Raw genomic sequence first — 23,710 nt, 5'->3', positions numbered from 1 at the left:
GTCATGAGCAGATTGCACTTGTTCGACCTCGACGGCACGCTGATCCACGGATCGGCGGCCGCGGTGGAGATCTCCCGGCAGCTCGGGCTGGAGACGGAGATCGGCGAGCTGGAGAAGGCGTTCGCGGCGGGGGAGCTGACGCCGCCCCGGTTCGCCGAGCTGGCGGTGGAGCTCTGGGGAGAGCTGACCGAGCCGCAGGTGGCGGCGGCCTTCGAGGGCGCGCCCTGGCTGGCGGGCATCCGGGACGTCTGGCAGGAGATACGGGCGCGGGGCGAGCGGTGCGCGGTGATCTCGCTGTCGCCGGGGTTCTTCGTCGAACGCCTGCTGGACTGGGGAGCGGACGCGGCCCATGGCTCGCGGTGGCCCGCCGTGCCGTTCCGCGACCCGGTGGACCCGGCGGGCATCCTCGACGCGTCCGCGAAGGTCCGGATCGCCGACGAGCTGTGCGAGCGCTACGGCCTGGGCCGCGCCGACTGCGTGGCGTACGGCGACTCCATGTCGGACGCCCGGCTCTTCGCGGTGGTCCCGGTGTCGGTCGCCGTCAACGCCGACCACCATGTGCGGGACATCGCCTCCCACGCCTACGGCGGGCGTGACCTCAGGGAGGCCTACGCGCTGGTGGCGGACGCGCCCCGGGCGTAGGGCGTGGCCGACGGGCCGGCACGGGCGGGACACGCCCTGGCGTCCCACGGGCTTACCGGCGGGCCGGAAAGGAGCGCAGCCTATCCCCAACCGGGGGAGCGGTGCGGGGACTTCCGGCAAAGCTTGCCGGGCGCCGGGCAAGGGGTGGAATGCTGCGCGTGCTGGAACACCGAGATGTTCGAGGCGAGGCGACGCGACCATGAACGCTCCGACCACCCCCTCGGCCGACGGCCGCACCACCGGCGACGCGGGTGAGCGGGGCTGGTTCACCCGGCCGGGCGCCCAGGGGGGGCCGCCTCGGTTACCGGAGGGGGCCGCGCCCTCGCGCCGAACCGGGGGCCCGGCCGGCCGGCGCCCCGCGCCCGGCCCCGCCTCCGCCGGCGCGCCGGCGGCCGGACCGTCCCCCGACGCCCTGCTGATCCGCCGCACGCTGGCCGAGATCGAACCGAGTGCCGACAAGGTCGTCTCGTACTTCTACGCGCTGCTGTTCCTGCGCCACCCCGGCCTGCGGGCCCTCTTCCCCGCCGCCATGGACACCCAGCGCGACCGGCTCTTCAGGGCCCTGCTCACCGCCGCCCGGCACGTCGACGACACCGCCACCCTCACCGAGTACCTCTCCCAACTGGGCCGCGGCCACCGCAAGTACGGCACCGAGTCCGCCCACTACCCCGCCGTCGGCGAGTGCCTGATCGGGGCGCTGGCCCACTACGCGCGGGACAGCTGGAACGCGGACGCCGAGGCGGCGTGGGTGCGGGCCTATACCGCGATCTCCCAGATCATGATCGACGCGGCGGCCGAGGACGCGCGCACGTCCCCGGCCTGGTGGCAGGCCGAGATCGTCTCGCACGAGTCGCGCACGCCGGACATCGCCGTCGTGACCGTACGGCCCGACCGGCCCTACTCCTTCCGCGCCGGCCAGTACACGAGCCTGGAGACGCCGTGGTGGCCGAGGGTCTGGCGCAACTACTCCTTCTCCTGCGCGCCCCGCCCCGACGGTCTGCTGTCCTTCCACGTCAAGGCCGTCCCGGCCGGCTGGGTCTCCCGCGCGCTGGTGCACCGCGCCCGCCCCGGCGACGTCATCCGCCTGGGGCCGCCCACGGGTTCGATGACCGTCGACCACGGCAGCGACAACGGCCTGCTCTGCCTGGGCGGCGGCACCGGCATCGCCCCCATCAAGGCCCTGGTGGAGGACGTCGCGCGGCACGGCCGCAGCCGTCCCGTGGACGTGTTCTACGGCGCCCGGCACAACGACGATCTCTACGACATCGACACCATGCTCAGGCTGCAGAAGTCGCACCGCTGGCTCATGGTCCGTCCGGTGATCTCCGACGGCCCCACCCTCGGCCTGAGCGGGCAACTGCCTCAGGTCGTCCGTAAGTACGGGCCGTGGAACGCCTACGACGCGTATCTCTCCGGTCCTCCCGGCATGATCCGCAGCGGCGTGGACACCCTGGTCGGCATCGGCATGCCCGCCGATCGCATACGGCACGACTCGCTCGACGAGCTGACGGCGTCCGCGACCTAGGGGGTGTCCGATGGGCCGGCCCGTCACCCCAGGTCGGCGGCGAGCAGGGCGCGTACGCCCTCGATGTTGGCGTGGAGGAAGGCGCGCAGCGACGGCGGCACCACCTCCACCGAGTCGATGCCCGCCCGGGTGAAGGGGATGCGGACGACCTCGTATGTGCCGAGGGGCTCGTCCACCTCGGGGCCGTGGCGGCGCGAGAGATCCATGGAGGCGAGCCGGCAGACGAAGAAGTGCTGCACCTTCACGCCGTGGGCGGCGTGGTGCAGGGAGTGCGAGACGGTGTCGACGAAGGCGGGGACCACGTCGACGACTTTCGCCCCGAGCTCTTCGTCGACCTCCCGGTGGAGGGCGGCGACGACGGTCGGGTCCTCGGGCTCGACTCCTCCGCCGGGGGTGATCCAGTACGGGGCCTCGTCGGGCTTGGTGCGTTTGATGAGGATCATGTCGAGCGCGTCGGAGCCGGGCTCGCCGTCGAGCAGGATGGCGCGGGCGGTGCGTTTGACCACGGGCCGTTCGGTCATAGGGGACATCTGCCGCACGGTCCCCTCCGCGAAACCCTTTCTCACCAGGAAACGGCAGCACGCAACAGCCACTCGTGCGCCCTGGCCAGATGCGGGTGGGCCAGGGAGCCGGCCCGGACGACCAGAAAATAGGTGCGCAGCGGGGGCACCGGCGGGTCGAGCAGGGCGACCACCTCCCCGCTGTCGAGGGCGTCGCCGCACAGGTAGCGCGGCAGGACGCCGATGCCGGCCCCGGCCGCGACGCAGGAGAGGACGGCGCGCAGGTCGGGGGCGATGACGGCGCCCGCGGCGGTGGGCTTGGTGTCGAAGACGGCGGCCCAGTAGCGGGAGACGAACGGCAGGCTCTCGTGGACCTCGACGACGGGCAGGTCCTCCAGCGCGTGCACGCCCTTGTCGCGGACGACGGCGGCGCCTCCCAGGCGGGCCGCCCAGCGGGGGCCTGCGACCAGGACGTGCTCCTCGTCGCAGAGGGGCGTGGCGGCCAGCAGCCGTCCGCGCGGGCGGGAAGTGGTGACGACGAGGTCGTGATGGCCGGCGCCCAGGCCGTCGAAGAGGTCCTCGGCCATGCCGTGGGCGGCGCGCACGGTCAGCCCCTGGACGATGAGGGGCGTGAGCGCGGGCAGTGCGCGCAGGGCGGTGAACTCGGGGGGACCGGCCAGGTGCAGTGTGCGGTTGGCCCGCTGGTCGTCGAGGTCGGCCTCGGCGATCTCCAACAGGGCGTCGACATGCGGGGCGATCTTGTGGGCGAGCTCGTCGCCGGTGGTGGTGGGGCGCACGCCGCGGGCCTGACGCAGGAAGAGGGGGCGGCCCAGCTGTCGTTCCAGGGTCCTGATCTGGCTGGTGACGGCGGGCTGGGAGAGGCCGAGCAGGGCGGCGGCACGGGTGAAGGAGCCAGCCCGGTGCACCGTGACGAATGTGCGTAAAAGGGCCAGATCCATGCTGTCATCCCCTTGTTCGCCGCCATCGGCCGTAGGGGAACTATAAATAAGTCGATAGGTCTGTGTCGCTAGCGTGATTGGACACTGACGCAGAGTCAACTAGCCTGGGTCGCGCGGTTCTTCACGCGTGGAGCCGCGACGGCTCGAGCCAAGAGGGGGGAGGCTCGAGCCGTCCTCGTGCCGTGGTCCGCCGACGCCGGACGCGGCCCGCCGTCAGTCGTTCTCGTCCGGCAGGATCATGTGCATCGCCCAGGCCACGACGGAGATGATCACGCCGCCGACCAGGGCGGGCCAGAAGCCGCCCACGTGGAAGGCCAGGTCCAGCCGGTCCGCGAGCCACGAGGTCAGCAACAGCATCAGGGCGTTGATGACCAGCGTGATCAGGCCGAGGGTGAGGATGAAGAGCGGGAACGACAGCAGCTTCACCACCGGCTTGACGATGAAGTTGACCGCGCCGAAGACGAGCGCGACGAGGAAGAGCGTGACCACCTTGCGGGCGGTGTTCTCGCCGGACAGGGTGATGCCCTTGAGCAGCCAGATGGCTACCGCCAGGGCCGCCGCGTTGGCGATCGTCTTGACTACGAAATTCTTCATGGTGAGATCGTTGCAGACGGGCGCGGTCGATGAAGATCCGCTCGATGGGCGCGGGCGCCGGGGTGACCGGCGCGGCGATCGGTACGGCGAGGGATGGACCACGCATGAAAGCGTTCCGGCTGGATGAGCTCGAGGCCGAGCGGGTCGCCAATGACGGCGCCTACCTGCAGTTCCTGCGCGAACGGAACATGTCCGTCGGGCTGTACGCGCTGAACGCCGGCGACGCCGACCCCCAGGGGCCGCACCTCCAGGACGAGGTGTACGTGGTGATGAGCGGCCGGGCGTCCGTCACGGTCGGGGAGGAGACCACGACGGTGGGGCGCGGCAGCGTGGTGTACGTCCCCGCCGGGGTGGTCCACCGCTTCCACCACATCAGCGAGGATCTGAGGGTTCTGGTGGTCTTCTCTCCGCCCGAGAGCTGAGCCGGACCCCGCGATCCCGTAGGGGGCGGTTCAGGGGAGGACGGGGGCTGCGCGGGCCCCGCCGGAAGGTCCCGCCGCCCTAGCATCGAATGCAGGCCGGGGCATTCCGCTCCGGGCGGCCGCAGACTCCCCCCACGGCATTCGCCGTGGAAGTCCGACCGGCCGTGATGTGACGAGGCCGCGTGAAATCACGCGCGAAGCGGAGAGCAGGGATCGACATGGCCGAGAAGGGGATATTCGACGGGATGCCGTGGTGGGTGAAGTGGATCGCCGTGCCGGTCCTCGTCCTGCTGGTGTTCGGCAGCCTGATCATGAGCGTGCTCGGCTTTGTCATCAGCCTGCTCTTCAAGGCGCTGCTGCTGGTCGCTCTCGTCGGTGGCCTGATCTTCGTCGTCAAGAAGTTCACGTCGTCCTCGTCGTCGAGGGGCGACTGGTAGGGGCCGGTCGTTCCGGACGTGACGTGCCGCCCGGAACGTCCCCACCGGCAGGCGGCGTCGCCCACGCCACCGTTCGGTGTCCGCTCGGTCAACTCAACGAAGCGGAAGGCGGGGAGTTATCTCTTCCGTCAACATCTCTCCGTCAACGTGAACGCGAAGCCCGGGGGCGTAAACGGTAATCCGTGCGCCCTCGGGCCACTTTGGCCAGTTCTCGGCTGTTCCGTGCCAGCAAATCCCCTGGTTACGACTCCATGCAGTAGTCGAGTCGCTACGCTCCAGAGTCGGCGAGCTCGTATGCTCACCCTCGGTCTCCATGAGTAACTGGAAAATCACTCCTTGTGATCCACTGGGCGTTCTTGTCAGACTATGGCGTCATTGGGGCCATCAGGCTTCAATCCCTGCCAAACCGACGAAGACGGGGCATTGGGCGATGCGCGACACAGTTCAGGCAGAAGTGGTCATGACGTTCCTCGTCTCCGAGGAGCTGTCCTTCCGGATCCCGGTGGAGCTGGGCTACGACAGCAGTGATCCGTACGCGGTGAAGTTCACCTTCCACCTCCCCGGCGACGCCCCGGTGACCTGGGCCTTCGCCCGCGAGTTGCTGCTCGACGGGCTGAGCCAGCCGTCCGGCGAGGGCGATGTGCACATCGCCCCCGCCTCCTCCCAGCACCTGTCGGACGTCTTCATCCGGCTGCAAGTGGGTGGGGAGGGCGCGCTGTTCCGGGCGGGCGCGGCGCCGCTGGTGGCCTTCCTCGACCGCACCGACCGCGTGGCCCCGCTGGGCGAGGAGCGCACGGTCGCCGACTTCGACTACGAGCTCGCCGCGGCGCTGGACAGCATCCTCGCCGGCAATCCCGAGGGTCAGAACGCCGGTTAGCGGGCCGACCGGCCCGGTCGGCTGGCGCCCTCCCCGATCGGCACCCGCTCGGCGCGCGGTGCCACCCCCCGCGGCGCGGTCGCCGCAGTCCGGACCGCCGGACCGCCGCCGCTTCCCCCGCCGCTGCTCCCTTCACAGTGGTTTTGTCGACACTGTCACCTTTCGCACCGATGTCCGGCCCGCAGGCCGTGCCCATGGTCGCGAACAACTGCCACCCCCCGCCGGGGCCGTTGACGACGCCCGGGCCGATCGTCCCCGTGACCCTCCCCAGTTCACCGAACCCCGGCGGACCACCCGTCGACCACCGTCGATCACCCGTCGATCACTTCGCGCGGCGCCGCCTGCCTCCGCGCGCCCTTCCCCTCCCCGTGGTCGCCGTCTGCCGGTCGGCGCTGACAACGAGCGCCGCCAGCACGGTCGTCACCGGGACCGAGGCCACCAGCCCGATGCTGCCGACCAGCGTGCGGACGATCTCCGCCGCGACGATCTCGCTGGTCGCCACCGTGCTCACCCCGCTGTCCGCGATCGAGAACAGCAGCAACAGCGGCAGCGAGGCGCCCGCGTACGCCAGTACCAGCGTGTTCACCACGGAGGCGATGTGGTCCCGGCCGATGCGCATCGCCGAGCCGTACAGTTTCCGCCAATTGGCCGTGGGGTCGGCCTCCTTCAGCTCCCACACCGCCGACGTCTGGGTCACCGTGACGTCGTCCAGCACGCCCAGCGAGCCGATGATGATCCCGGCCAGCAGCAGGCCGCGGATCTCGATCTGCGGATAGAGCCCGTGCACCAGGCCCGTCTGGTCGTCGGTGTTGCCCGTCAGGTGCGCCCAGTCGATGAAGAACGACCCGAGCAGGCCGATGACCAGCAGGGACGTCAGCGTTCCGAGGACGGCGACGGAGGTGCGGGCGTTGAGCCCATGACACATGTAGAGCGCGATCAGCATGATCGCGCTGCCGCCCACCACCGCGACGAGCAGGGGATCGGAGCCCTGCAGGATGGCCGGGAGGATGAACATCGTCAGCACGCCGAAGCTGATGACCAGCGCCACCAGCGCGAAGATGCCGCGCAGCCGGCCCACCACCACGACCGACAGGGCGAAGATGCCCGCGAGTATGGCCATCGGCAGTGTCCGGTTCACGTCGGTGACCGAATAGCGAAGGGCCTCCGGCGCCTTCGGGGCGTAGGCCAGGACGACCTCCTGGCCCACGTCGTAGCGGCGCGAGGCGTCCGGCTGCACCATCTCCGTGAAGGTGTGGCCCTTGTCCTTGCCCGAGGTCACCTCGATCTCGGCCTTCTCGCACTTGCCCTTGGTGGGCTGAGGCGCTCCCTGTTGCTGCTGTGACGGGGGCGGTTGAGCACCGGACTTGGGGCAGTCGAGCTCCTCGATCTTCACGACCCGGCCCGATTCGGTCTGCTGGTCGAGGCCCAGTCCCGTGTGCGGATGCGGTGGGACGCCACCGGGCCACAGGATGATCAGGCCGGCCACGACCGCGGCCGCGAACGGGACGAGAACGGCGGCGATCACCTTGCGCAGATGTGCCGAGACGGGGGTCGCGGGGCCATGGCTGTGCGAGTGGCTGTGCGCATGGCCGTGCGAGTGACGTTGGGGGGGATGGCTGGTGCTGGTCACCGGGGCATCATCGCAAGCCCCACTGGTCCTCCCCGCCGGAGAGGCGCTAGCGTGGTGGCACCTTTGCAATCGCGGGAGCTCGGAGCACCGGGCTGAGAGGGCGCTGACGTCCGTACGAAGAAATGTACGGAAGCCGCTGCGCCGACCGCCGAACCTGTTACCGGGTAATGCCGGCGTAGGGAGTTACTGGTCTCATGACCTCGCAGGATGCACGCATGTCTGCCGCCGAGTCCGACGCGAAGATCGGCTGGCACAAGGACTATGTGACGGGTTCGCGGCCGGACCTGCGGGTTCCGGTGCGACGGGTGCACCTCACCAACGGGCAGGACGTACAGCTGTACGACACCTCCGGCCCGTACACCGACCCGGCGATCGAGACGGACGTCCGCCGCGGCCTGACGCCGCTGCGGGAGAACTGGATCATCGGCCGTGGCGACACGGAGGAGTACGCCGGGCGCCCCATGCGCCCGGAGGACGACGGCATCAAGCACACCTCACCGCGCGGGGGCCTGAAGAACCTCGACGCGGTCTTCCCCGGCCGCCCGCGCCTGCCCCGCCGGGGCCGGGACGGCGCCGCGGTGACCCAGCTGGCGTACGCCCGGCGCGGTGAGATCACCGCGGAGATGGAGTACGTCGCCCTGCGCGAGAACGTCTCCGCCGAGATCGTCCGGGAGGAGATCGCGGCCGGTCGTGCCGTGCTCCCGGCGAACGTGAACCACCCGGAGATCGAGCCGATGATCATCGGCAAGCGGTTCCTGGTGAAGGTGAACGCCAACATCGGCAACTCCGCCGTCACCTCCTCCATCGAGGAGGAGGTGGAGAAGATGACCTGGGCCACCCGCTGGGGAGCCGACACGGTCATGGACCTCTCCACCGGCCGCAACATCCACACCACCCGCGAGTGGGTGCTGCGCAACTCACCCGTCCCCATCGGCACCGTGCCCCTCTACCAGGCCCTGGAGAAGGTCGACGGCAAGGCCGAGGACCTGACCTGGGAGATCTACAAGGACACGGTCATCGAGCAGGCCGAGCAGGGCGTGGACTACATGACCGTGCACGCGGGCGTGCTGCTGCCCTACGTGCCGCTGACCGCGCGCCGCAAGACCGGCATCGTCTCGCGCGGCGGCTCGATCATGGCCGCCTGGTGCCTGGCGCACCACAAGGAGAACTTCCTCTACACCCACTTCGAGGAGCTCTGCGAGATCCTCGCCGCCTACGACGTGACGTACTCGCTCGGCGACGGGCTGCGCCCCGGCTCGATCGCGGACGCCAACGACGCGGCGCAGTTCGCCGAGCTCAAGACGCTCGGCGAGCTCAACACCATCGCCAAGCGGCACAACGTGCAGACGATGATCGAGGGCCCGGGCCATGTCCCGATGCACAAGATCAAGGAGAACATCGACCTCCAGCAGGAGATCTGCGAGGAGGCGCCGTTCTACACGCTCGGCCCGCTCACCACGGACGTCGCGCCCGCCTACGACCACATCACGTCCGGCATCGGCGCCGCGATGATCGCCTGGTGGGGCACGGCGATGCTCTGCTACGTCACGCCCAAGGAGCACCTCGGCCTGCCGGACCGCGACGACGTGAAGACCGGCGTCATCACGTACAAGATCGCGGCCCATGCGGCGGACCTGGCCAAGGGTCACCCGGGCGCCCAGGAGTGGGACGACGCGCTGTCCGACGCGCGCTTCGAGTTCCGCTGGGAGGACCAGTTCAACCTGGCCCTCGACCCGGACACCGCCCGCGCCTTCCACGACGAGACGCTGCCGGCGGAGCCCGCGAAGACGGCGCACTTCTGCTCGATGTGCGGGCCCAAGTTCTGCTCGATGAAGATCTCGCAGGACATCCGCCGCGAGCACGGCGGCGACCTCGCGGTCGACGCCGAGGCCGCGGCCGGGATGGAGCAGAAGTCCAAGGAGTTCGCGGCCTCGGGCAACCGCGTCTACCTGCCGATCGCGGAGTAGGCCGGGCGACCGGCCGCCGAGCGGCCGGTCGCGCGGTCACCGGCCGGACCGCCGGGCCTAGTCGGCCCGGTGGTCCGGCCCTCCCGCGTCCGGACCGGGGCGGTCCGGGCCGGGGCGGCCGGTGCGGGTGGGGGTGGAGGGACCGCTGTCGGGGCTGGAGAAGCCGGGGCGGGAGTAGCCGAGGTGGGACGTCCGGCTGGGGCCGGTGGGTTTCCTGGGGTTACGGGGACGACGCGGTGCCGGAGGGGCCTTGGCCAACGCCTCCCGGAGGAAGGGCCGTACGCCCCGCTCGAGCAGCGCCTGCCGCCAGGCCTCATGGGCCCGCGTGACCTCCTCGGCGAGGTGGTCGCGCGGTGGGGCCTCGTCCTCACGCCGGCCGTTGCGCAGGGCGGTGCGCAGCATCCCGGACATCGCGACGAGCACTCCGGCGACCGTGAAGGCGCCGAACCACCAGCCGATCGAGATCATGGGGCGGGCGACGGACTCGCCCTCCCCGACCGTTCGCATGACATAACCGATGAGAAGAAAAAGGAACGCGGCGATCCCGGCGAGGACCGGGGCCAGCACGGCGAGGACGGCGCCGGCGCCCGCGCCCTGGCCCTCGGGGACGTCGGACGCGGCGGCGGGGGCGAGCGGAGCGCCGTGACCGCTCTCGCCGGGGTGGCCTATTCCGGCACCGGCCGGCTGCGGCTGGGCGGCCGACGAACGGGTGCGCACGTCCTCGCGGGCGGCGAGGAGGCTTTCGTATTCCGCCATCGCACAGGCGGAGATGGCGGTCATGGCGCTCATCGCCATGGCGCGCAGCTGTTCGGTATTGAGCCGCTGTCCTATCGCGGCGGCGAGTTCCGGGTCATGGTTCGCGGTACGCAGCGCCTGGTCGAGAACCCGCTCGAATTCCGGGCGGTCCTCGGCCAGCAGGTGCGGAACGCTGTTCATGTGCATCCCCCGATGCTCCGTAGGGCCTGGTGCCGGCTTGTACCGGGCAGTGGGCGGAAACGGAGGAGAGCCTGCTACGGATAAGCCGATGGTAGAGCCGCACCGGCGCGGGGTGACAGCGGGTTTCCCGAATTACCCCGAGGCGGTGGAACTCCACACTTGCCCGTGCACCGGCCCGCTGAACCCTCAGCCCGCCAGCGGAAGTTGCACTACCAGCAGTTTTCCGGCCATCGTGACCCCGCCGTCCATGGCGAGGGCGAGCCCGTCGGCGTACAGATGGGGTCCCTCGACCAGCGGAGTGCCGTCCTCGCCGTCGGCGTCCTCGGTGCCGACCTCGCCCAGCAGATAGGGGATGGGGCTGTGGCCGTGGACGATGCGGCTGCCGCCGTAGGTCTGCAGCAGCTCCCGCACGGCCACGGGGCCCGCGTCCTCGTCGCGGAAGGCGAACCGCTTGGTGAACTTGCGGAACAGGTCCCAGCACTCGTCGGGGTCGTTGCGCTGCAGCGCCTCGGTGACGGCGTCGTTGACGGCCTCGATGGAGTCGCCGTAGTCGAGGTAGGCGGTGGTGTCGGAGTGCACCAGCAGGTGCCCGTCCTCCTCGGCGATCGCGTCGAGGCGGGACATCCACTGCAGGTGGTGGTCCTCCAGGCGCTCCATGTCGGTGCGCTGGCCGCCGTTGAGCAGCCAGGCGGCCTGGAAGGAGGCGGTGCCGGCGCCGGAGTTCACGGGGGTGTCGGAGAACCGCTTGGCGCCGATGAGCAGCAGCTCGTGGTTGCCCATGAGGGCCTTGCAGTAGCCGCCGGCGGCGGCTGCCTCGGCGGACAGCCGCATGACCAGGTCGATCACGCCGACGCCGTCCGGGCCCCGGTCGGTGAAGTCACCGAGGAACCACAGCCGGGCGTTGCCCGCGGCCCAGTGGCCGTGGGCGTCGATGAGCCCCTGGGCGGCGAGCGCCTCGTAGAGCTCGTCCAGGTAGCCGTGCACATCGCCGACCACGTACAGCGGGCCGCGGCCGACGGGCGCGCCCTGGTGCTGCTGGGGCTGCTGCTGCGGCTGGGGCGGGGCGATGGGGGTCAGTTCCACGGTGGGCACGTCCCGCGGCACGCCCGGGCCGATCACCGGCAGGTCGCGGGCGGTCGGGGTGTAGCCCGGGGGGTACTCCGGATACTCCGGCGCGGGCGGGGCGGTGTGCGCGTAGCCCGGAACAGGACCGGGCGCGGCGTACCCGGGGAAGGGCGCCATCGCCGCCGTGGTCCGTGCCGCCTGCCCGGCCCCCTGAGTCATCGACCCCTCCACCATCGCGCCGCCGTGCACCTTGTGGACCTTGCCTGGTCGATGGCGGTCCGTGGTGTCGTGCGCCCATCATAGGAATGACCGTCGCGGCTTGTGACGCACCAGGGGCCGTGAATCGGGGCAGGAGACCGGGATCGCCGGTCATTTCTCCCCAAATGAGCCGTTAAATGAGCCGTTCGCGCCGGTCAGCAGCGTGCCGGGGCGGCTCCCCCGGGTCTCGGCCGGCTTGCCCGTGCGCCGGATGCGGGTTCACTTCCGGTTGACGCGGGTCGGGCCGTGGGACGTTCGCCGGGCCCCGCGGCGGGTCGCCGGGAGGTTTCCGGGGGACGTGCGTCAGGTCGCGGCGGGTCCGCGCGGCGCGCTGACGGTGGTGCGCGGCGGGCGTCGCTGGGACGAGGTCCGCACGATCAGTTCGGTGGGTATGACCTGTTCCACCGGCCGGCCGGTGTCCAGGCCCTCGATGGCGTCGATCAGGAGCTGGACGACCGCGGTGCCGATGCGCCGGGGCTTGAGCGAGAGCGTGGTGATGGGCGGCTCGGTCGTGGCGTAGACGGTGGACTCGCTGCAGCAGACGAGCAGCAGGTCGTCGGGCACGCGCAGCCCGTAGCGGCGGGCGGCGGCGAGCAGATCGGTGCCGTTGGGGTCGAACAGCCCGTACACCGCGTCGGGACGGTCGGGGCGGGCCAGCAGGCGGTCGGCGGCCACGGCGCCGGCGCAGGGGTCGTGGGCGGGGTACTCCTCGTAGACCGGGTCCTGGCCGACGCGCTCGCACCATCGCAGGTAGGCGGTGGTGGACAGGCGCGTGTAGGTGTCCGTGGTGGTGCCGGTGAGCAGGCCGATCCGGCGGGCCCCGGCGTCCGCGAGGTGGTCGAGGATGCCCAGCACGGCGGCCTCGTGGTCGTTGTCGACCCAGGCCGTCACGGGCAGGGTGCCCGCGGGGCGGCCGTCGGAGACCACGGGGATGCCCTGGCGGACCAGGTCGGAGACGACGGGGTCGTGGTCGGAGGGGTCGATGACCACGGTGCCGTCGAGAGCGACGTTCGACCACACGTCGTGCCGGGAGGTGGCGGGGAGGATGACCAGGGCGTAGCCGCGCGCCAGCGCGGCGGACGTGGCCGCTCTCGCCATCTCCGCGAAATAGGCGAACTCGGTGAAGGTGAAAGGTTCATCCCCGTATGTGGTGACGGTGAGGCCGATGAGGCCCGACTTTCCCGTACGGAGGGTGCGGGCCGCGGCGGACGGGCGATAGCCCAGCCGGTCGGCGACCTCGCGGACATGGCGGCGGGTCGCGTCCGGTAGCCGGCCCTTGCCGTTGAGCGCGTCGGAGACGGTCGTGATCGAAACCCCGGCGGCGGCGGCCACATCACGGATGCCCGCCCGCCCCTGCCGGCTGCCCCTGCGGGACGGATCCGCCCGGCTCACCTGATGCTTCCCTGCTGCTGTCATGGCGAGCCGATAGTAGGGCTCGGGTGGTCCTTTGGCAGGGCACCGAGTTTGACTGTTGACAGGCACGTTTCTGCTCTACCGATTTCCTTCAATGATCATGGAAATGCAGGTGGTTGAGCCCGTCCACGGTGGGCTGTCGCCCTCTGGTGGATCCGCGTCTCGGCACCGGTCCAGGTCTCGAAGAGGTCTCAACTCACCTTCACGGGGGATGCGCGCCACGGCGTCCGCCACGGCGCGCGCCGAAAAGAGGAGCGCTCCCTCAGCTCTGGACGCCGCCCGGGTCAATCCTCATAAGGTGTGCAGTATTGGCTTCAGTGGAGGAGGACCAGCGGTGACCGAGAAGACCCCGAAGCTGCGCGCGGCCCTGGACAGCGTGCCGACCTACAAGCCGGGCCGGCCTGCGGCGCCCGGCGGACCGGTCGCGTACAAGCTGTCCTCCAACGAGAACCCCTATCCGCCGCTGCCCGGCGTGCTCGAGAGCGCTCTCACCGCGGCCGCTTCCTTCAACCGCTACCCCGACATGGCGTGCGCGGGCCTGATGGCCGAGCTGGCGGAGCGCTTCGACGTCCCGCTGTCGCACCTGGCCACGGGCACCGGTTCGGTCGGCGTGGCGCAGCAGCTGGTGCAGGCGACGGCGGGGCCGGGCGACGAGGTGATCTACGCCTGGCGGTCGTTCGAGGCGTACCCGATCATCACCCAGGTCTCGGGGGCCACTCCGGTCCCGGTCCCGCTGACCGAGGGGGACGTCCACGACCTGGAGGCGATGCTCGCCGCGATCACCGAGCGGACCCGGCTGATCTTCGTCTGCAACCCCAACAACCCCACCGGTACGGTCGTGCGCCGGGCCGAGCTGGAGTCCTTCCTGGACCGGGTGCCCGCCGACATCCTGGTGGTCCTCGACGAGGCGTACCTGGAGTTCATCCGCGACGAGAACGTCCCGGACGGCATCGACCTCTACCGCACCCGCCCGAACGTCTGCGTCCTGCGGACCTTCTCCAAGGCGTACGGCCTGGCCGGGCTGCGGATCGGCTTCGCCGTCGCGCACGAGCCGGTCGCGGCGGCGCTGCGCAAGACGGCGGTGCCGTTCGGCGTGAGCCAGGTGGCCCAGGACGCGGCGGTCGCCTCGCTGCGCAGCGAGGACGCGCTGCGCGAGCGGGTGGACGCGCTGGTGGCGGAGCGGACGCGGGTGGTCGCGGCGCTGGCCGGGCAGGGCTGGACGCTGCCGGAGTCGCAGGCCAACTTCGTGTGGCTGCCGCTGGGGGAGCGGTCGCAGGACTTCGCGGCCGCGTGCGAGCGCGCGGGCGTGGTCGTCCGGCCGTTCCCGGAGGGCGTGCGCGTGACCATCGGCGAGGTGGAGGGGAACGACCTGTTCCTGCGCGCGGCGGAGGAGTTCCGCAAGGAGCTGTAGCCGCGGCGTCCGTACGCCCCCGGGGCCGTACGGACCATCAGCAGACGGGGTACCCCTTCGCGCCAGGGCCGAAGGGGGTACCCCGCTTTCTTGGCCGAAAAGCCGGTGCGCAATAATGCTTGTGAATGTGAACGCGTTCACAAGCGCGCCTTTATGTCCTTCTTTATCTGTGTCATACGGGGGCAAAGCGTCGGCGGCACGCGTCGGCGGGGGCGCCAGAGGCAAGGAGAGACCGAGTGAATCTGGCTTTGGCTCCGGAAACGCTGGCCCGCTGGCAGTTCGGCATCACGACCGTCTACCACTTCCTCTTCGTCCCGCTCACGATCAGCCTCGCCGCGATCACGGCCGGCCTGGAGACGGCCTGGGTCCGCACCGGCAAGGAGAAGTACTTCCACGCCACGAAGTTCTGGGGGAAGCTCTTCCTGATCAACATCGCGATGGGCGTGGTCACGGGCATCGTGCAGGAGTTCCAGTTCGGCATGAACTGGTCCGACTACTCGCGCTTCGTCGGTGACGTCTTCGGCGCCCCGCTCGCGATGGAGGCGCTGCTCGCCTTCTTCTTCGAGTCGACCTTCATCGGCCTGTGGATCTTCGGCTGGGACAAGCTGCCCAAGAAGATCCACTGCGCGTGCATATGGATCGTGGCCGTCGGCACGATCCTCTCCTCCTACTTCATCCTGGCCGCCAACTCCTGGATGCAGCACCCCGTCGGCTACACCGTCGACAAGGCGACCGGCAAGGCGCAGCTCACCGACATCTGGGCCGTGCTCACGCAGAACACCACCCTGGTCGTCGTCTTCCACACCCTCACCGCGGCCTTCCTCACCGGCGCCGCGTTCGTCGTGGGCGTCTCCTCCTTCCACCTGTGGCGCGCCAAGCGCCGCCGGATCAAGGGCGAGGAGCTCGGCGAGAAGCAGCGCAGGCAGCTTCCGGCGATGCTGACCTCGCTGCGGGTCGGCCTGGTGGTGGCGGTGATCGCCGGTCTGGGCACGGCGGTCAGCGGCGACGAGCTGGGCAAGGTGATGTTCGAGCAGCAGCCGATGAAGATGGCGGCCGCCGAGGCGCTGTGGGAGACCCAGTCGCCGGCGCCGTTCTCGGTCTTCGCGGTCGGCGACGTCGGCAAGGGCCACAACAGCGTCGAGATAGAGATCCCCGGCCTGCTCTCCTTCCTCGCCCACAACAACTTCTCCGACGCCGTCCCCGGCATCAACGACATCGCCGCCAAGGAGGCGGCGCTCTACGGCGGTGACCCCGAGGACTACATCCCCAGCATCTTCATGACCTTCTGGGGCTTCCGCCTCATGATCGGCTTCGGGATGACCTCCTTCGTCGCCGCGCTCATCGGCCTGTGGACCACGCGCAAGAAGTTCTGGCTGGCGCCCGAGTACCGCACCGCCGAGGGCGAGATCCCGCGGTTGATGCTGACGAAGACGCGCGAGATGAGCCCCTTCTTCACCAAGTGGTCCTGGCGCATCGGCATCCTCACCATGGGCTTCCCGCTGATCGCCAACTCCTTCGGCTGGATCTTCACCGAGATGGGCCGCCAGCCCTGGGCCGTCTACGGGCTGATGAAGACCGGCAACGCGGTCTCGCCCGGCGTGAGCCAGGGCGAGGTCCTCACCTCCATGATCGTCTTCACCGCGCTGTACGCGGTGCTCGCGGTGGTCGAGGTCAGGCTGCTGGTGAAGTACGGCACGGCCGGTCCGGACACCGACGAGAAGCCCCCGGCGAAGGACCCCCGGCTGCGCATGCCCTCCGGTGGACAGCCCGAGGACGCCGACAAGCCGATGACCTTCGCGTACTGACGCGCGTCGGAAGGAGAGACCACCATGCACCTCCACGACTTCTGGTTCCTGATGATCGCCGTCCTGTGGACCGGCTACTTCTTCCTCGAGGGCTTCGACTTCGGCATCGGCGTCCTGACCCGGCTGCTGGCCCGGGACCGCACCGAACGCCGGGTCCTGATCAACACGATCGGCCCGGTCTGGGACGGCAACGAGGTCTGGCTGATCACCGCGGCCGGTGCCACCTTCGCGGCCTTCCCCGACTGGTACGCGACCCTCTTCAGCGGCTTCTACCTGCCGCTGCTGGCCGTCCTGGTCTGCCTGATCGTGCGCGGCGTGGCCTTCGAGTACCGGCACAAGCGGCCCGGGGAGCGCTGGCAGCGCAACTGGGAGCACGCGATCTTCTGGTGCTCGCTGCTGCCCGCCTTCCTGTGGGGCGTGGCCTTCGCCGACATCGTGCGCGGCGTGCCGATCGGGCCGGACAAGAACTTCTCCGGTGACGTGCTCGACCTGCTGGGCCCGTACGCCCTGCTCGGCGGCCTGTTCACGCTGGTGCTGTTCACCTTCCACGGCGCGGTCTTCGCGGCGCTGAAGACCGACGGGGACATCCGGCACCGGGCCAGGGCCCAGGCGCGGTGGTACGGCCTGGCGGCGCTGGCGCTCGCCGTGGCCTTCCTGGCCTGGACCCAGGCGGCGTACGGCAACGGCCGCAGCCTGCCGGCGACGGTCGTCGCCGTGGTGGCGCTGCTCGCGGCCCTGGCCCTCAACCGGGCGGGCCGGGAGGGCTGGGCGTTCGCCCTGTCGGGAGTGACGGTCGTGGCGGTCTTCGCCACGGTGTTCCTCGCCCTCTTCCCCGACGTGCTGCCCTCCTCCACCGACCCGGCCTGGAGCCTGACCGCCGCCGGGTCCGCCTCCAGCCCCTACACGCTGAAGATCATGACGTGGGTCGCGGGCTTCGCGACCCCGCTGATCGTGGGCTACCAGGCCTGGACCTACTGGGTGTTCCGCAAGCGGATCAGCACCCGGCACATCCCGGCAGCGCACTGAGACCGAACAGCGCACCGAGACCGAGAGGTTCGCGCCATGAGGCCCATCGACCCCCGGCTGCTGAAGCACGCTTCCGCGACCCGCTTCTTCCTCGCCGCCTCCGTCGTCCTGGGCCTCGCGGGGGCCGGGCTGGTCATCGCCCAGGCGATGCTGATCGCCGAGGTGGTGACCGGCTCCTTCCAGGACGGGCGCACGGCCGGTGACCTGGCCGTTCCGCTGGCGCTGCTGGCCGCCGTCGCCCTGGGCCGGGCGGCGGTGTCCTGGCTGACCGAGCTGGCCGCGCACCGGGCGAGCGCGGCGGTCAAGTCCGCGCTGCGGACCCGGCTGCTGGAGCACGCGAGCCGGCTCGGCCCGGGCCGGGCCGGCCGGAGCACCGGCGAGCTCACCGCGCTCGCCACCCGCGGAATCGACGCGCTGGACGACTACTTCGCCCGCTATCTGCCCCAGCTCGGTCTCGCGGCCGTGGTGCCCGTGGCCGTCCTGGCCCGCATCGTCACCGCCGACTGGCTCTCGGCGCTCGTCATCGTCCTCACGCTTCCCCTCATCCCCCTGTTCATGGCCCTCATCGGCTGGGCCACCCAGAGCCGGATGGACCGGCAGTGGCGGCTGCTGTCCCGGCTGTCCGGGCACTTCCTCGACGTCGTCGCCGGGCTGCCCACGCTCAAGGTCTTCGGCCGCGCCAAGGCGCAGGCCGAGTCGATCCGCGCGATCACCGCCGACTACCGGCGGGCGACGCTGCGGACGCTGCGGCTGGCCTTCCTGTCCTCCTTCGCACTGGAACTGCTCTCGACGGTGTCGGTGGCGCTCGTCGCCGTCGGCATCGGCATGCGGCTCGTGCACGGCGAACTCGACCTGGCCACCGGCCTGATGGTGCTCGTCCTGGCCCCCGAGGCGTATCTGCCGCTCCGTCAGGTCGGCGCGCAGTACCACGCGGCGGCCGAGGGACTGGCCGCCGCGGACGAGGTGTTCGCGGTGCTGGAGACCGCGCCCGCGCCGGCGGGCACGCTGCCGGCGCCGGACGCGCGCGGCGCGGCGCTGACGATCGACCGGCTCGTGGTGCGGCACACGGGCCGCACCGAACCCTCCCTGGCCGAAACCTCGTTCGAGGTGGGGGCCGGGGAGACGGTGGCGGTGACGGGCGCCAGCGGAGCGGGCAAGTCCACGCTGCTGAACGTGCTGCTGGGCTTCGAACGGCCCGCGAGCGGGCGCGTGTTCCTGGGCGGTACGGACCTGGCATCGCTCTCCCCCGACAGCTGGCGGAACCAGGTGGCCTGGGTTCCGCAACGACCCCACCTCTTCGCCGGGACCGTCGCCGAGAACGTCCGGCTGGCCCGGCCGGACGCGACGGACGCACAGGTGCGGGACGCACTGTGGGCGGCCGGCGCGCTCGAGTTCGTCTCCATGCTGCCGGACGGCACTGACACCCGGCTCGGCGAGGACGGGGCGGGGCTCTCCGCCGGCCAGCGCCAGCGCCTGGCGCTGGCCAGGGCCTTCCTGGCCGACCGGCCGGTGCTGCTGCTCGACGAGCCGACGGCGTCGCTGGACGGGGAGACCGAGGCCGCCGTGGTGGCGGCCGTACGGCGGCTGGCCGAGGGCCGCACGGTGATCCTGGTGGTGCACCGGCCGGCGCTGCTCGCCGTGGCCGACCGGGCGGTGCGCCTGGGGGGCCGGCCCTTCGCGGCGGGGGGATCGCCCGCCCGGACGGCCGACGGCCCGGCGGCGCACGGGGCGCCGGTGGTGCCCGAGGCCGCGGACCGCGCCGAGGCCGCCGCGCCCGCTTCCCGGCCCGGCGCGGGCGCCCTCGCGCGCGTACGGGCCGCCGGGCGCCCCCTGCGGGGGCGGTTCGCCCTCGCCCTGCTGCTGGGCTCCCTGGCCCTCGGTAGCGCCGTCGCGCTCATGGCGACCTCCGGGTGGCTCATCTCGCGGGCCTCGCAGCAGCCTCCCGTGCTCTACCTGATGGTCGCCGTCACCGCGACGCGGGCCTTCGGCATCGGGCGTTCGGTCTTCCGCTACGCCGAGCGGCTGGTCTCGCACGACGCCGCGCTGCGGGTGCTGGCCGGGCTGCGGGTGTCCGTCTACCGGCGCCTCGAGCGGCTCGCCCCCGCCGGGCTGCGGGGTGCCATGCGCGGCGATCTGCTCTCGCGGCTGGTCGGGGACGTGGACGCGCTGCAGGACTACTTCCTGCGCTGGGCGCTGCCCGTCGGCTCGGCCGTGGTCGTCGGCACGGCCTCCGTGGGCTTCACCGCGTGGCTGCTGCCGGAGGCGGGCGCGGTGCTCGCCGCCGGGCTGCTGGTCGCCGGGCCGGTGGTGGCGGCCCTGTCGGGAGCGGTCGCCCGGCGCGCGGAGCGGAAGTTGGCGGGCATCCGGGGCGAACTCTCCTCGCACACGGTCGAATTGCTGACCGGTACGGCCGAACTGACCGTCGCCGGTGCGCTGCCCGCCCGGTGGGACCGGCTGCGGCGGGTGGACGGCGAGCTCACCCGGATCGCCCGCAGGGGCTCCGCCGCCACCGCCCTCGGCTCCGGCCTGTCGGCGCTGGTCTGCGGGCTGACGGTGGCCGCTGCGGCGTGGGTGGGCGTACGGGCGGTGCACGACGGGCGGCTGAGTGGGGTGTGGCTGGCGGTGGTCGTGCTTGTGCCGCTGGCGGCGTTCGAGGCGGTGGCCGGGCTGCCGCTCGCGGTGCGCAGCCGCCATCTGGTGCGGCGCTCGGCGGAGCGGGTGCACGAGGTGCTGGACGCGCCCGTGCCCGTACGGGACGGCTCGGAGCCCGCGCCCGCGTCGCCGTTCCCACTGCGGGTGGAGGGGCTGACGGCACGCCATCCGGGGCAGGCGGCGCCGGCCCTGGAAGGGTTCGCCCTGGACCTGACGGCGGGGCGCCGGGTGGCCGTGGTGGGCCGGTCGGGGGCGGGCAAGACGACGCTCGCCCAGGTGCTGCTGCGCTTCCTGGACGCCGAGGAGGGCTCGTACACCCTGGGCGGGCGGCCCGCGGCGCGGATGGACGGCGACGGGGTGCGGCGTCTGGTGGGGTTGTGCGCGCAGGACGCGCACATCTTCGACAGCTCCCTGCGTGAGAACCTGCGCCTCGCGCGCCCCGGCGCGGGCGACGCCGACCTGCGGCGGGCGCTGTCGGCGGCCCGGCTGCTGGACTGGGTCGACGGGCTGCCCGAGGGGCTGGACACCATGGTCGGCGAGCACGGGGCCCGGCTGTCCGGCGGCCAGCGGCAGCGGCTGGCGCTGGCCCGGGCGCTGCTGGCGGACTTCCCCGTGCTGGTGCTGGACGAGCCCGCCGAGCATCTCGACCTCGCCACGGCCGACGCGCTGACCGCCGACCTGCTGGCGGCGACCGAGGGTCGTACGGCCGTACTGATCACCCACCGGCTGGCCGGGCTCGAGGCGGTCGACGAGGTGATCGTGCTGGACGCGGGCCGCGTGGTGCAGCGGGGGGCGTACGCGGAGCTGGCGCGGGAGAACGGGCCGTTCCGGCGGATGCTGGAGCGGGAGGCCGCCGACGACGCGCACTCCGCCGAGGACACCAGCCGTAAGGCGCTTTCCCTGGCAAATGGCACTTATTAGGCTCGTGTCCATGGCACCGACGGATCAGCCCTCAGCCCCGCGGGACACCCCCGGGGCGCCGGGAGGCGCCCAGGACTCGCTGGACGCCGCCACGGAGGCCACCCGCAGCCTCCAGGGCCTGTCCACCGAGCTGACCGGGCGGGTGCCGCAGCTGTTGGAGGCCATGCGCTCGGTCGGCACCGGGCCGGAGCTGCACAGCACCCTCGACCGGATCGCCGAGACCGCCGCCGAGCTCGCCGACGCCCGGTACGCCGCCATCGGGGTCATCGACCCCTCCGGCCACGGGCTGTCGGACTTCATCACATACGGGGTCGCGGCGGACCAGTACGAGGACATCGCCGACATCGCCGCCTTCCCCGACGGCCAGCACGCGCTGGGCGTACCGATCCGGGTCGGGGGCGAGATCTTCGGCAACCTCTATCTCACCGAGAAGCGCGGGGGCGGCGAGTTCAGCGTCGCGGACCTGCACATGGTGAAGATCCTGGCGACGGAGGCGGGCATCGCCATCGGCAACGCGCGCGTGCACGACGAGAGCCGCCAGCGCATGCGCTGGATCGACGGCTCCGTGGCCGTCACCACCGCGCTGCTGTCGGGCAGCGACGCCGAGGACGCGCTGTCCGTCGTGGCCGAGCAGGCCCGGCGGCTCGCCGACTCCGCCGCCGGCATCGTGCTGCTGCCGGACGGCGAGGGCGGCCTGGAGATGGTGGCCGTCTCCGCCGACGACCCCACCGGGCTCCTGGGGACGGTGATACCGCCGCACAGCCCGGTCGCCTCCCTGCTGCTCGCGGGCGAGCCGGTCTTCATCGACGACTCGGCCACCGACCCCCGCATGATCACCGAGGTGGCGCCCCGCTTCGGCCCGAGCATGCTCCTGCCGCTCAAGAGCGGCGACCGCGTGCTGGGCACCCTCGCCACGCCCCGCGCGCGCGGCGCCCGGAAGTACACCGCCACCGAGCGCACCCTGGCGGCGCAGTTCGCCGCCCAGGCCGCGCTGGCCCTCGTCCTGGCCGAGGCGCAGCGCGACCGGGAGCGGCTGGCCGTCTTCGAGGACCGCGACCGCATCGCACGGGACCTGCACGACCTCGTCATCCAGCGGCTGTTCGCCACCGGGCTGCTGCTCGAGAGCGCCCAGCGCCGCGCGGTCGTACCGGAGGTCAGCACGAAGGTCGGGCAGGCCGTCGACGAGCTGGACGTGACCATCCAGGAGATCCGGACGGCGATCTTCGCCCTCCAGCAGGAGCCCACGGAGGCCCCCGCCGGGCTGCGCACGCGCGTCCTGCGCGAGCTGGGCACGGCGGCCGTGCCGCTCGGCTTCCAGCCCTCCGCGACGTTCGTCGGACCGGTCGACGCGAAGGTCGGCGAGCGGACGGGCAAGAACCTCATCGCCGCGCTGCGCGAGGCGCTCTCCAACGCCTTCCGGCACGCCCGCGCGTCCCGGATCGAGGTCGTGGTCGACGCGACGGTCACGCTGCCGGACGGTCGGGAGGCGGTGCGGCTGACGGTCGCAGACGACGGCGTCGGCATCCCCGAGGGCGGCCGGCGCAGCGGGCTGCGCAACCTCGCCAAGCGGGCCGAGTCGCTGGGCGGGTCGAGCTCCTACGGGCCTGGTCTGGGCGAGGACGGGGGCGGCACGAAGGTGGTGTGGGAAGCGCCCTTGTGAGGCCCGGCCCCGGGCCTGGCTCCGGACCCGGCCCCGGTGGAGCTCCGGGGCCGCCCGTGGGGCTCCGGTATGCCGTCCAGCCGTAAATATTCCGCCGAACGGTCCTGTGTGGGCGCGCTCGGGTGGCGCCCGGGTCAGGATCGCGAACATGCGATCTTCCTATCGTTCCGGTATGGCCCTGGGCGCCCTGTGGATGGCGGCCGTCCTCCTGCCCGCCCCCGCCGGGCCCTTCGGCGGCGGCCTCGCGCCGGTCGCGGCCGCCGGCCCCGTCGGGCTGCCGGCCCCACGGGCGGGCGAGACCGACCGGCGGGAGCGGCTGGCGCGGATACTGATCGCGGCGGACGCCCGGAGCCGCCGCCCGGCGGCCGGGGAGGAGAGCCCCGCCGACCCCTACGGGGCCGTCGACGCCGACGTCGGCCGGACGCGCGGCGAGAAGGCCGGCCTCGAGGGGCGGCTGGCCAAGGCGCGCGGCGACCTGCACGGCATGGCGGAGGCGTCCATCCGCAGCGGCCACTGCACGCCCGTCGACCTCGACGGCCTGCAGGGCGAGACCGAGGGTGACCAGGGCTCCATCGGCCCGCCGGCGGTCTCCTCCGGCGGCTGGACGCGGCCGCTGCTGTCGTACGAGCTCACCGCCCGCTTCGGGAGCACGGGCGGGCGCTGGAGCAACGGGCACACCGGACAGGACTTCGCCGTCCCCATCGGCACGCCCGTCAGGGCGGTCGGGGCCGGCACCGTTGCCTCGATCGGGTGCGGCGGCCCCTTCGGCATCAGCATGGTCCTCCGGCACGACAGCGGCTGGTACTCGCAGTACGCCCACCTGTCGGCGCCCATCGTGCCGCAGGGGCGGCGGGTGCGCGCCGGCGAGTGGATCGGCCTGTCGGGGACCACCGGGAACTCCACCGGCCCGCACCTGCACCTGGAGATCCGGCGGACGGCGGAGTTCGGCTCGGCCGTCGACCCCGTGGGCTGGCTCCGCGCACGGGGGGTCGACCTCTAGCGGCGGCCGG

19 protein-coding genes and 1 riboswitch are annotated in these 23,710 nt (G+C 71.9%); of the genes, 12 read left to right on the top strand and 7 right to left on the bottom strand.

Annotated elements, in window-relative coordinates:
* Positions 1 to 3 precede the first annotated feature (3 nt).
* Both AB4K12_RS15095 and AB4K12_RS15090 read left to right on the top strand, forming a co-directional pair.
* Positions 4 to 642, top strand: a complete 639-nt coding sequence (locus tag AB4K12_RS15095) for an HAD family hydrolase (RefSeq protein WP_368434707.1) — start codon at positions 4 to 6, stop codon at positions 640 to 642.
* A 199-nt stretch (positions 643 to 841) separates the two neighbouring features.
* Positions 842 to 2,167, top strand: a complete 1,326-nt coding sequence (locus AB4K12_RS15090) for a globin domain-containing protein (RefSeq protein WP_368434706.1) — start codon at positions 842 to 844, stop codon at positions 2,165 to 2,167.
* A gap of 23 nt (positions 2,168 to 2,190) precedes the next feature.
* On the opposite strand, the gene AB4K12_RS15085 is transcribed toward AB4K12_RS15090, so the two are convergent.
* From AB4K12_RS15085 to AB4K12_RS15075, 3 genes are all read right to left on the bottom strand, one after another.
* Complete coding sequence (locus AB4K12_RS15085; protein ID WP_086568388.1) at positions 2,191 to 2,688, bottom strand: NUDIX domain-containing protein; 498 nt, start codon at positions 2,686 to 2,688, stop codon at positions 2,191 to 2,193.
* Between the two features lie 41 nt (positions 2,689 to 2,729).
* The gene (locus tag AB4K12_RS15080; RefSeq protein WP_362260105.1) at positions 2,730 to 3,626 is read right to left on the bottom strand and encodes a LysR family transcriptional regulator; all 897 of its coding nucleotides are present in this window, start codon (positions 3,624 to 3,626) and stop codon (positions 2,730 to 2,732) included.
* A 213-nt stretch (positions 3,627 to 3,839) separates the two neighbouring features.
* The gene (locus AB4K12_RS15075; RefSeq protein WP_086568385.1) at positions 3,840 to 4,220 is read right to left on the bottom strand and encodes a phage holin family protein; all 381 of its coding nucleotides are present in this window, start codon (positions 4,218 to 4,220) and stop codon (positions 3,840 to 3,842) included.
* Positions 4,221 to 4,324: 104 nt separating this feature from the next.
* Here AB4K12_RS15075 and AB4K12_RS15070 point away from each other — a divergent pair, with 104 nt between their 5' ends.
* The 3 genes from AB4K12_RS15070 to AB4K12_RS15060 all read left to right on the top strand — a co-directional run bounded on the left by AB4K12_RS15070 (position 4,325) and on the right by AB4K12_RS15060 (position 5,956).
* Complete coding sequence (locus AB4K12_RS15070; RefSeq protein WP_086568383.1) at positions 4,325 to 4,642, top strand: cupin domain-containing protein; 318 nt, start codon at positions 4,325 to 4,327, stop codon at positions 4,640 to 4,642.
* Positions 4,643 to 4,860: 218 nt separating this feature from the next.
* Positions 4,861 to 5,079, top strand: a complete 219-nt coding sequence (locus AB4K12_RS15065; RefSeq protein ID WP_086573813.1) for a DUF5326 family protein — start codon at positions 4,861 to 4,863, stop codon at positions 5,077 to 5,079.
* Between the two features lie 430 nt (positions 5,080 to 5,509).
* The gene (locus AB4K12_RS15060; protein ID WP_086573811.1) at positions 5,510 to 5,956 is read left to right on the top strand and encodes an SsgA family sporulation/cell division regulator; all 447 of its coding nucleotides are present in this window, start codon (positions 5,510 to 5,512) and stop codon (positions 5,954 to 5,956) included.
* 322 nt (positions 5,957 to 6,278) lie between these two features.
* Here AB4K12_RS15060 and AB4K12_RS15055 read toward each other — a convergent pair whose 3' ends face one another.
* Positions 6,279 to 7,586, bottom strand: a complete 1,308-nt coding sequence (locus AB4K12_RS15055; protein ID WP_368434705.1) for a YibE/F family protein — start codon at positions 7,584 to 7,586, stop codon at positions 6,279 to 6,281.
* A 61-nt stretch (positions 7,587 to 7,647) separates the two neighbouring features.
* Positions 7,648 to 7,785: riboswitch (TPP riboswitch) on the top strand.
* On the opposite strand from AB4K12_RS15055, the gene thiC reads away from it, so the two are divergent.
* A complete protein-coding gene (thiC, locus tag AB4K12_RS15050) occupies positions 7,781 to 9,553 on the top strand; it encodes a phosphomethylpyrimidine synthase ThiC (protein ID WP_368434704.1) in 1,773 nt (590 codons plus the stop codon). Its footprint overlaps the riboswitch before it by 5 nt.
* 57 nt (positions 9,554 to 9,610) lie before the next feature.
* Here thiC and AB4K12_RS15045 read toward each other — a convergent pair whose 3' ends face one another.
* From AB4K12_RS15045 to AB4K12_RS15035, 3 genes are all read right to left on the bottom strand, one after another.
* Positions 9,611 to 10,495, bottom strand: coding sequence for a hypothetical protein (locus tag AB4K12_RS15045; RefSeq protein ID WP_368434703.1), 885 nt, complete (start codon positions 10,493 to 10,495; stop codon positions 9,611 to 9,613).
* 180 nt (positions 10,496 to 10,675) lie between these two features.
* On the bottom strand, positions 10,676 to 11,788 hold the full coding sequence (locus AB4K12_RS15040; protein WP_368434883.1) for a metallophosphoesterase family protein: 1,113 nt from the start codon (positions 11,786 to 11,788) through the stop codon (positions 10,676 to 10,678).
* Positions 11,789 to 12,115: 327 nt separating this feature from the next.
* Positions 12,116 to 13,228 carry a LacI family DNA-binding transcriptional regulator gene (locus tag AB4K12_RS15035; protein WP_362260099.1) on the bottom strand — a complete coding sequence of 371 codons (1,113 nt, stop codon included), beginning with the start codon at positions 13,226 to 13,228 and terminating at the stop codon, positions 12,116 to 12,118.
* Between the two features lie 331 nt (positions 13,229 to 13,559).
* On the opposite strand from AB4K12_RS15035, the gene hisC reads away from it, so the two are divergent.
* From hisC to AB4K12_RS15005, 6 genes are all read left to right on the top strand, one after another.
* Positions 13,560 to 14,636 (top strand): histidinol-phosphate transaminase, encoded by a 1,077-nt coding sequence (gene hisC, locus AB4K12_RS15030; protein WP_368434702.1) that lies wholly within the window; start codon positions 13,560 to 13,562, stop codon positions 14,634 to 14,636.
* Positions 14,637 to 14,872: 236 nt separating this feature from the next.
* Positions 14,873 to 16,441, top strand: coding sequence for a cytochrome ubiquinol oxidase subunit I (locus AB4K12_RS15025; protein WP_368434701.1), 1,569 nt, complete (start codon positions 14,873 to 14,875; stop codon positions 16,439 to 16,441).
* Positions 16,442 to 16,465: 24 nt separating this feature from the next.
* Entirely contained in the window at positions 16,466 to 17,467 is a 1,002-nt protein-coding gene (gene cydB / locus AB4K12_RS15020) for a cytochrome d ubiquinol oxidase subunit II (RefSeq protein ID WP_368434700.1), read from the top strand.
* Between the two features lie 36 nt (positions 17,468 to 17,503).
* Positions 17,504 to 21,040 (top strand): thiol reductant ABC exporter subunit CydD, encoded by a 3,537-nt coding sequence (gene cydD, locus AB4K12_RS15015; RefSeq protein WP_368434699.1) that lies wholly within the window; start codon positions 17,504 to 17,506, stop codon positions 21,038 to 21,040.
* Positions 21,041 to 21,050: 10 nt separating this feature from the next.
* Positions 21,051 to 22,700: a GAF domain-containing protein gene (locus tag AB4K12_RS15010; RefSeq protein WP_368434698.1), complete on the top strand. Its 1,650-nt coding sequence runs from the start codon at positions 21,051 to 21,053 to the stop codon at positions 22,698 to 22,700.
* Between the two features lie 172 nt (positions 22,701 to 22,872).
* A complete protein-coding gene (locus AB4K12_RS15005) occupies positions 22,873 to 23,700 on the top strand; it encodes a M23 family metallopeptidase (protein WP_368434697.1) in 828 nt (275 codons plus the stop codon).
* Positions 23,701 to 23,710 lie beyond the last annotated feature (10 nt).

It is taken from the genome of Streptomyces sp. C36 (assembly GCF_040932295.1).
Lineage (GTDB): Bacteria > Actinomycetota > Actinomycetes > Streptomycetales > Streptomycetaceae > Streptomyces > Streptomyces triculaminicus.
Note: the sequence above shows the minus strand (reverse complement) of the source record. Positions and strands in the feature narration are given on the sequence as shown.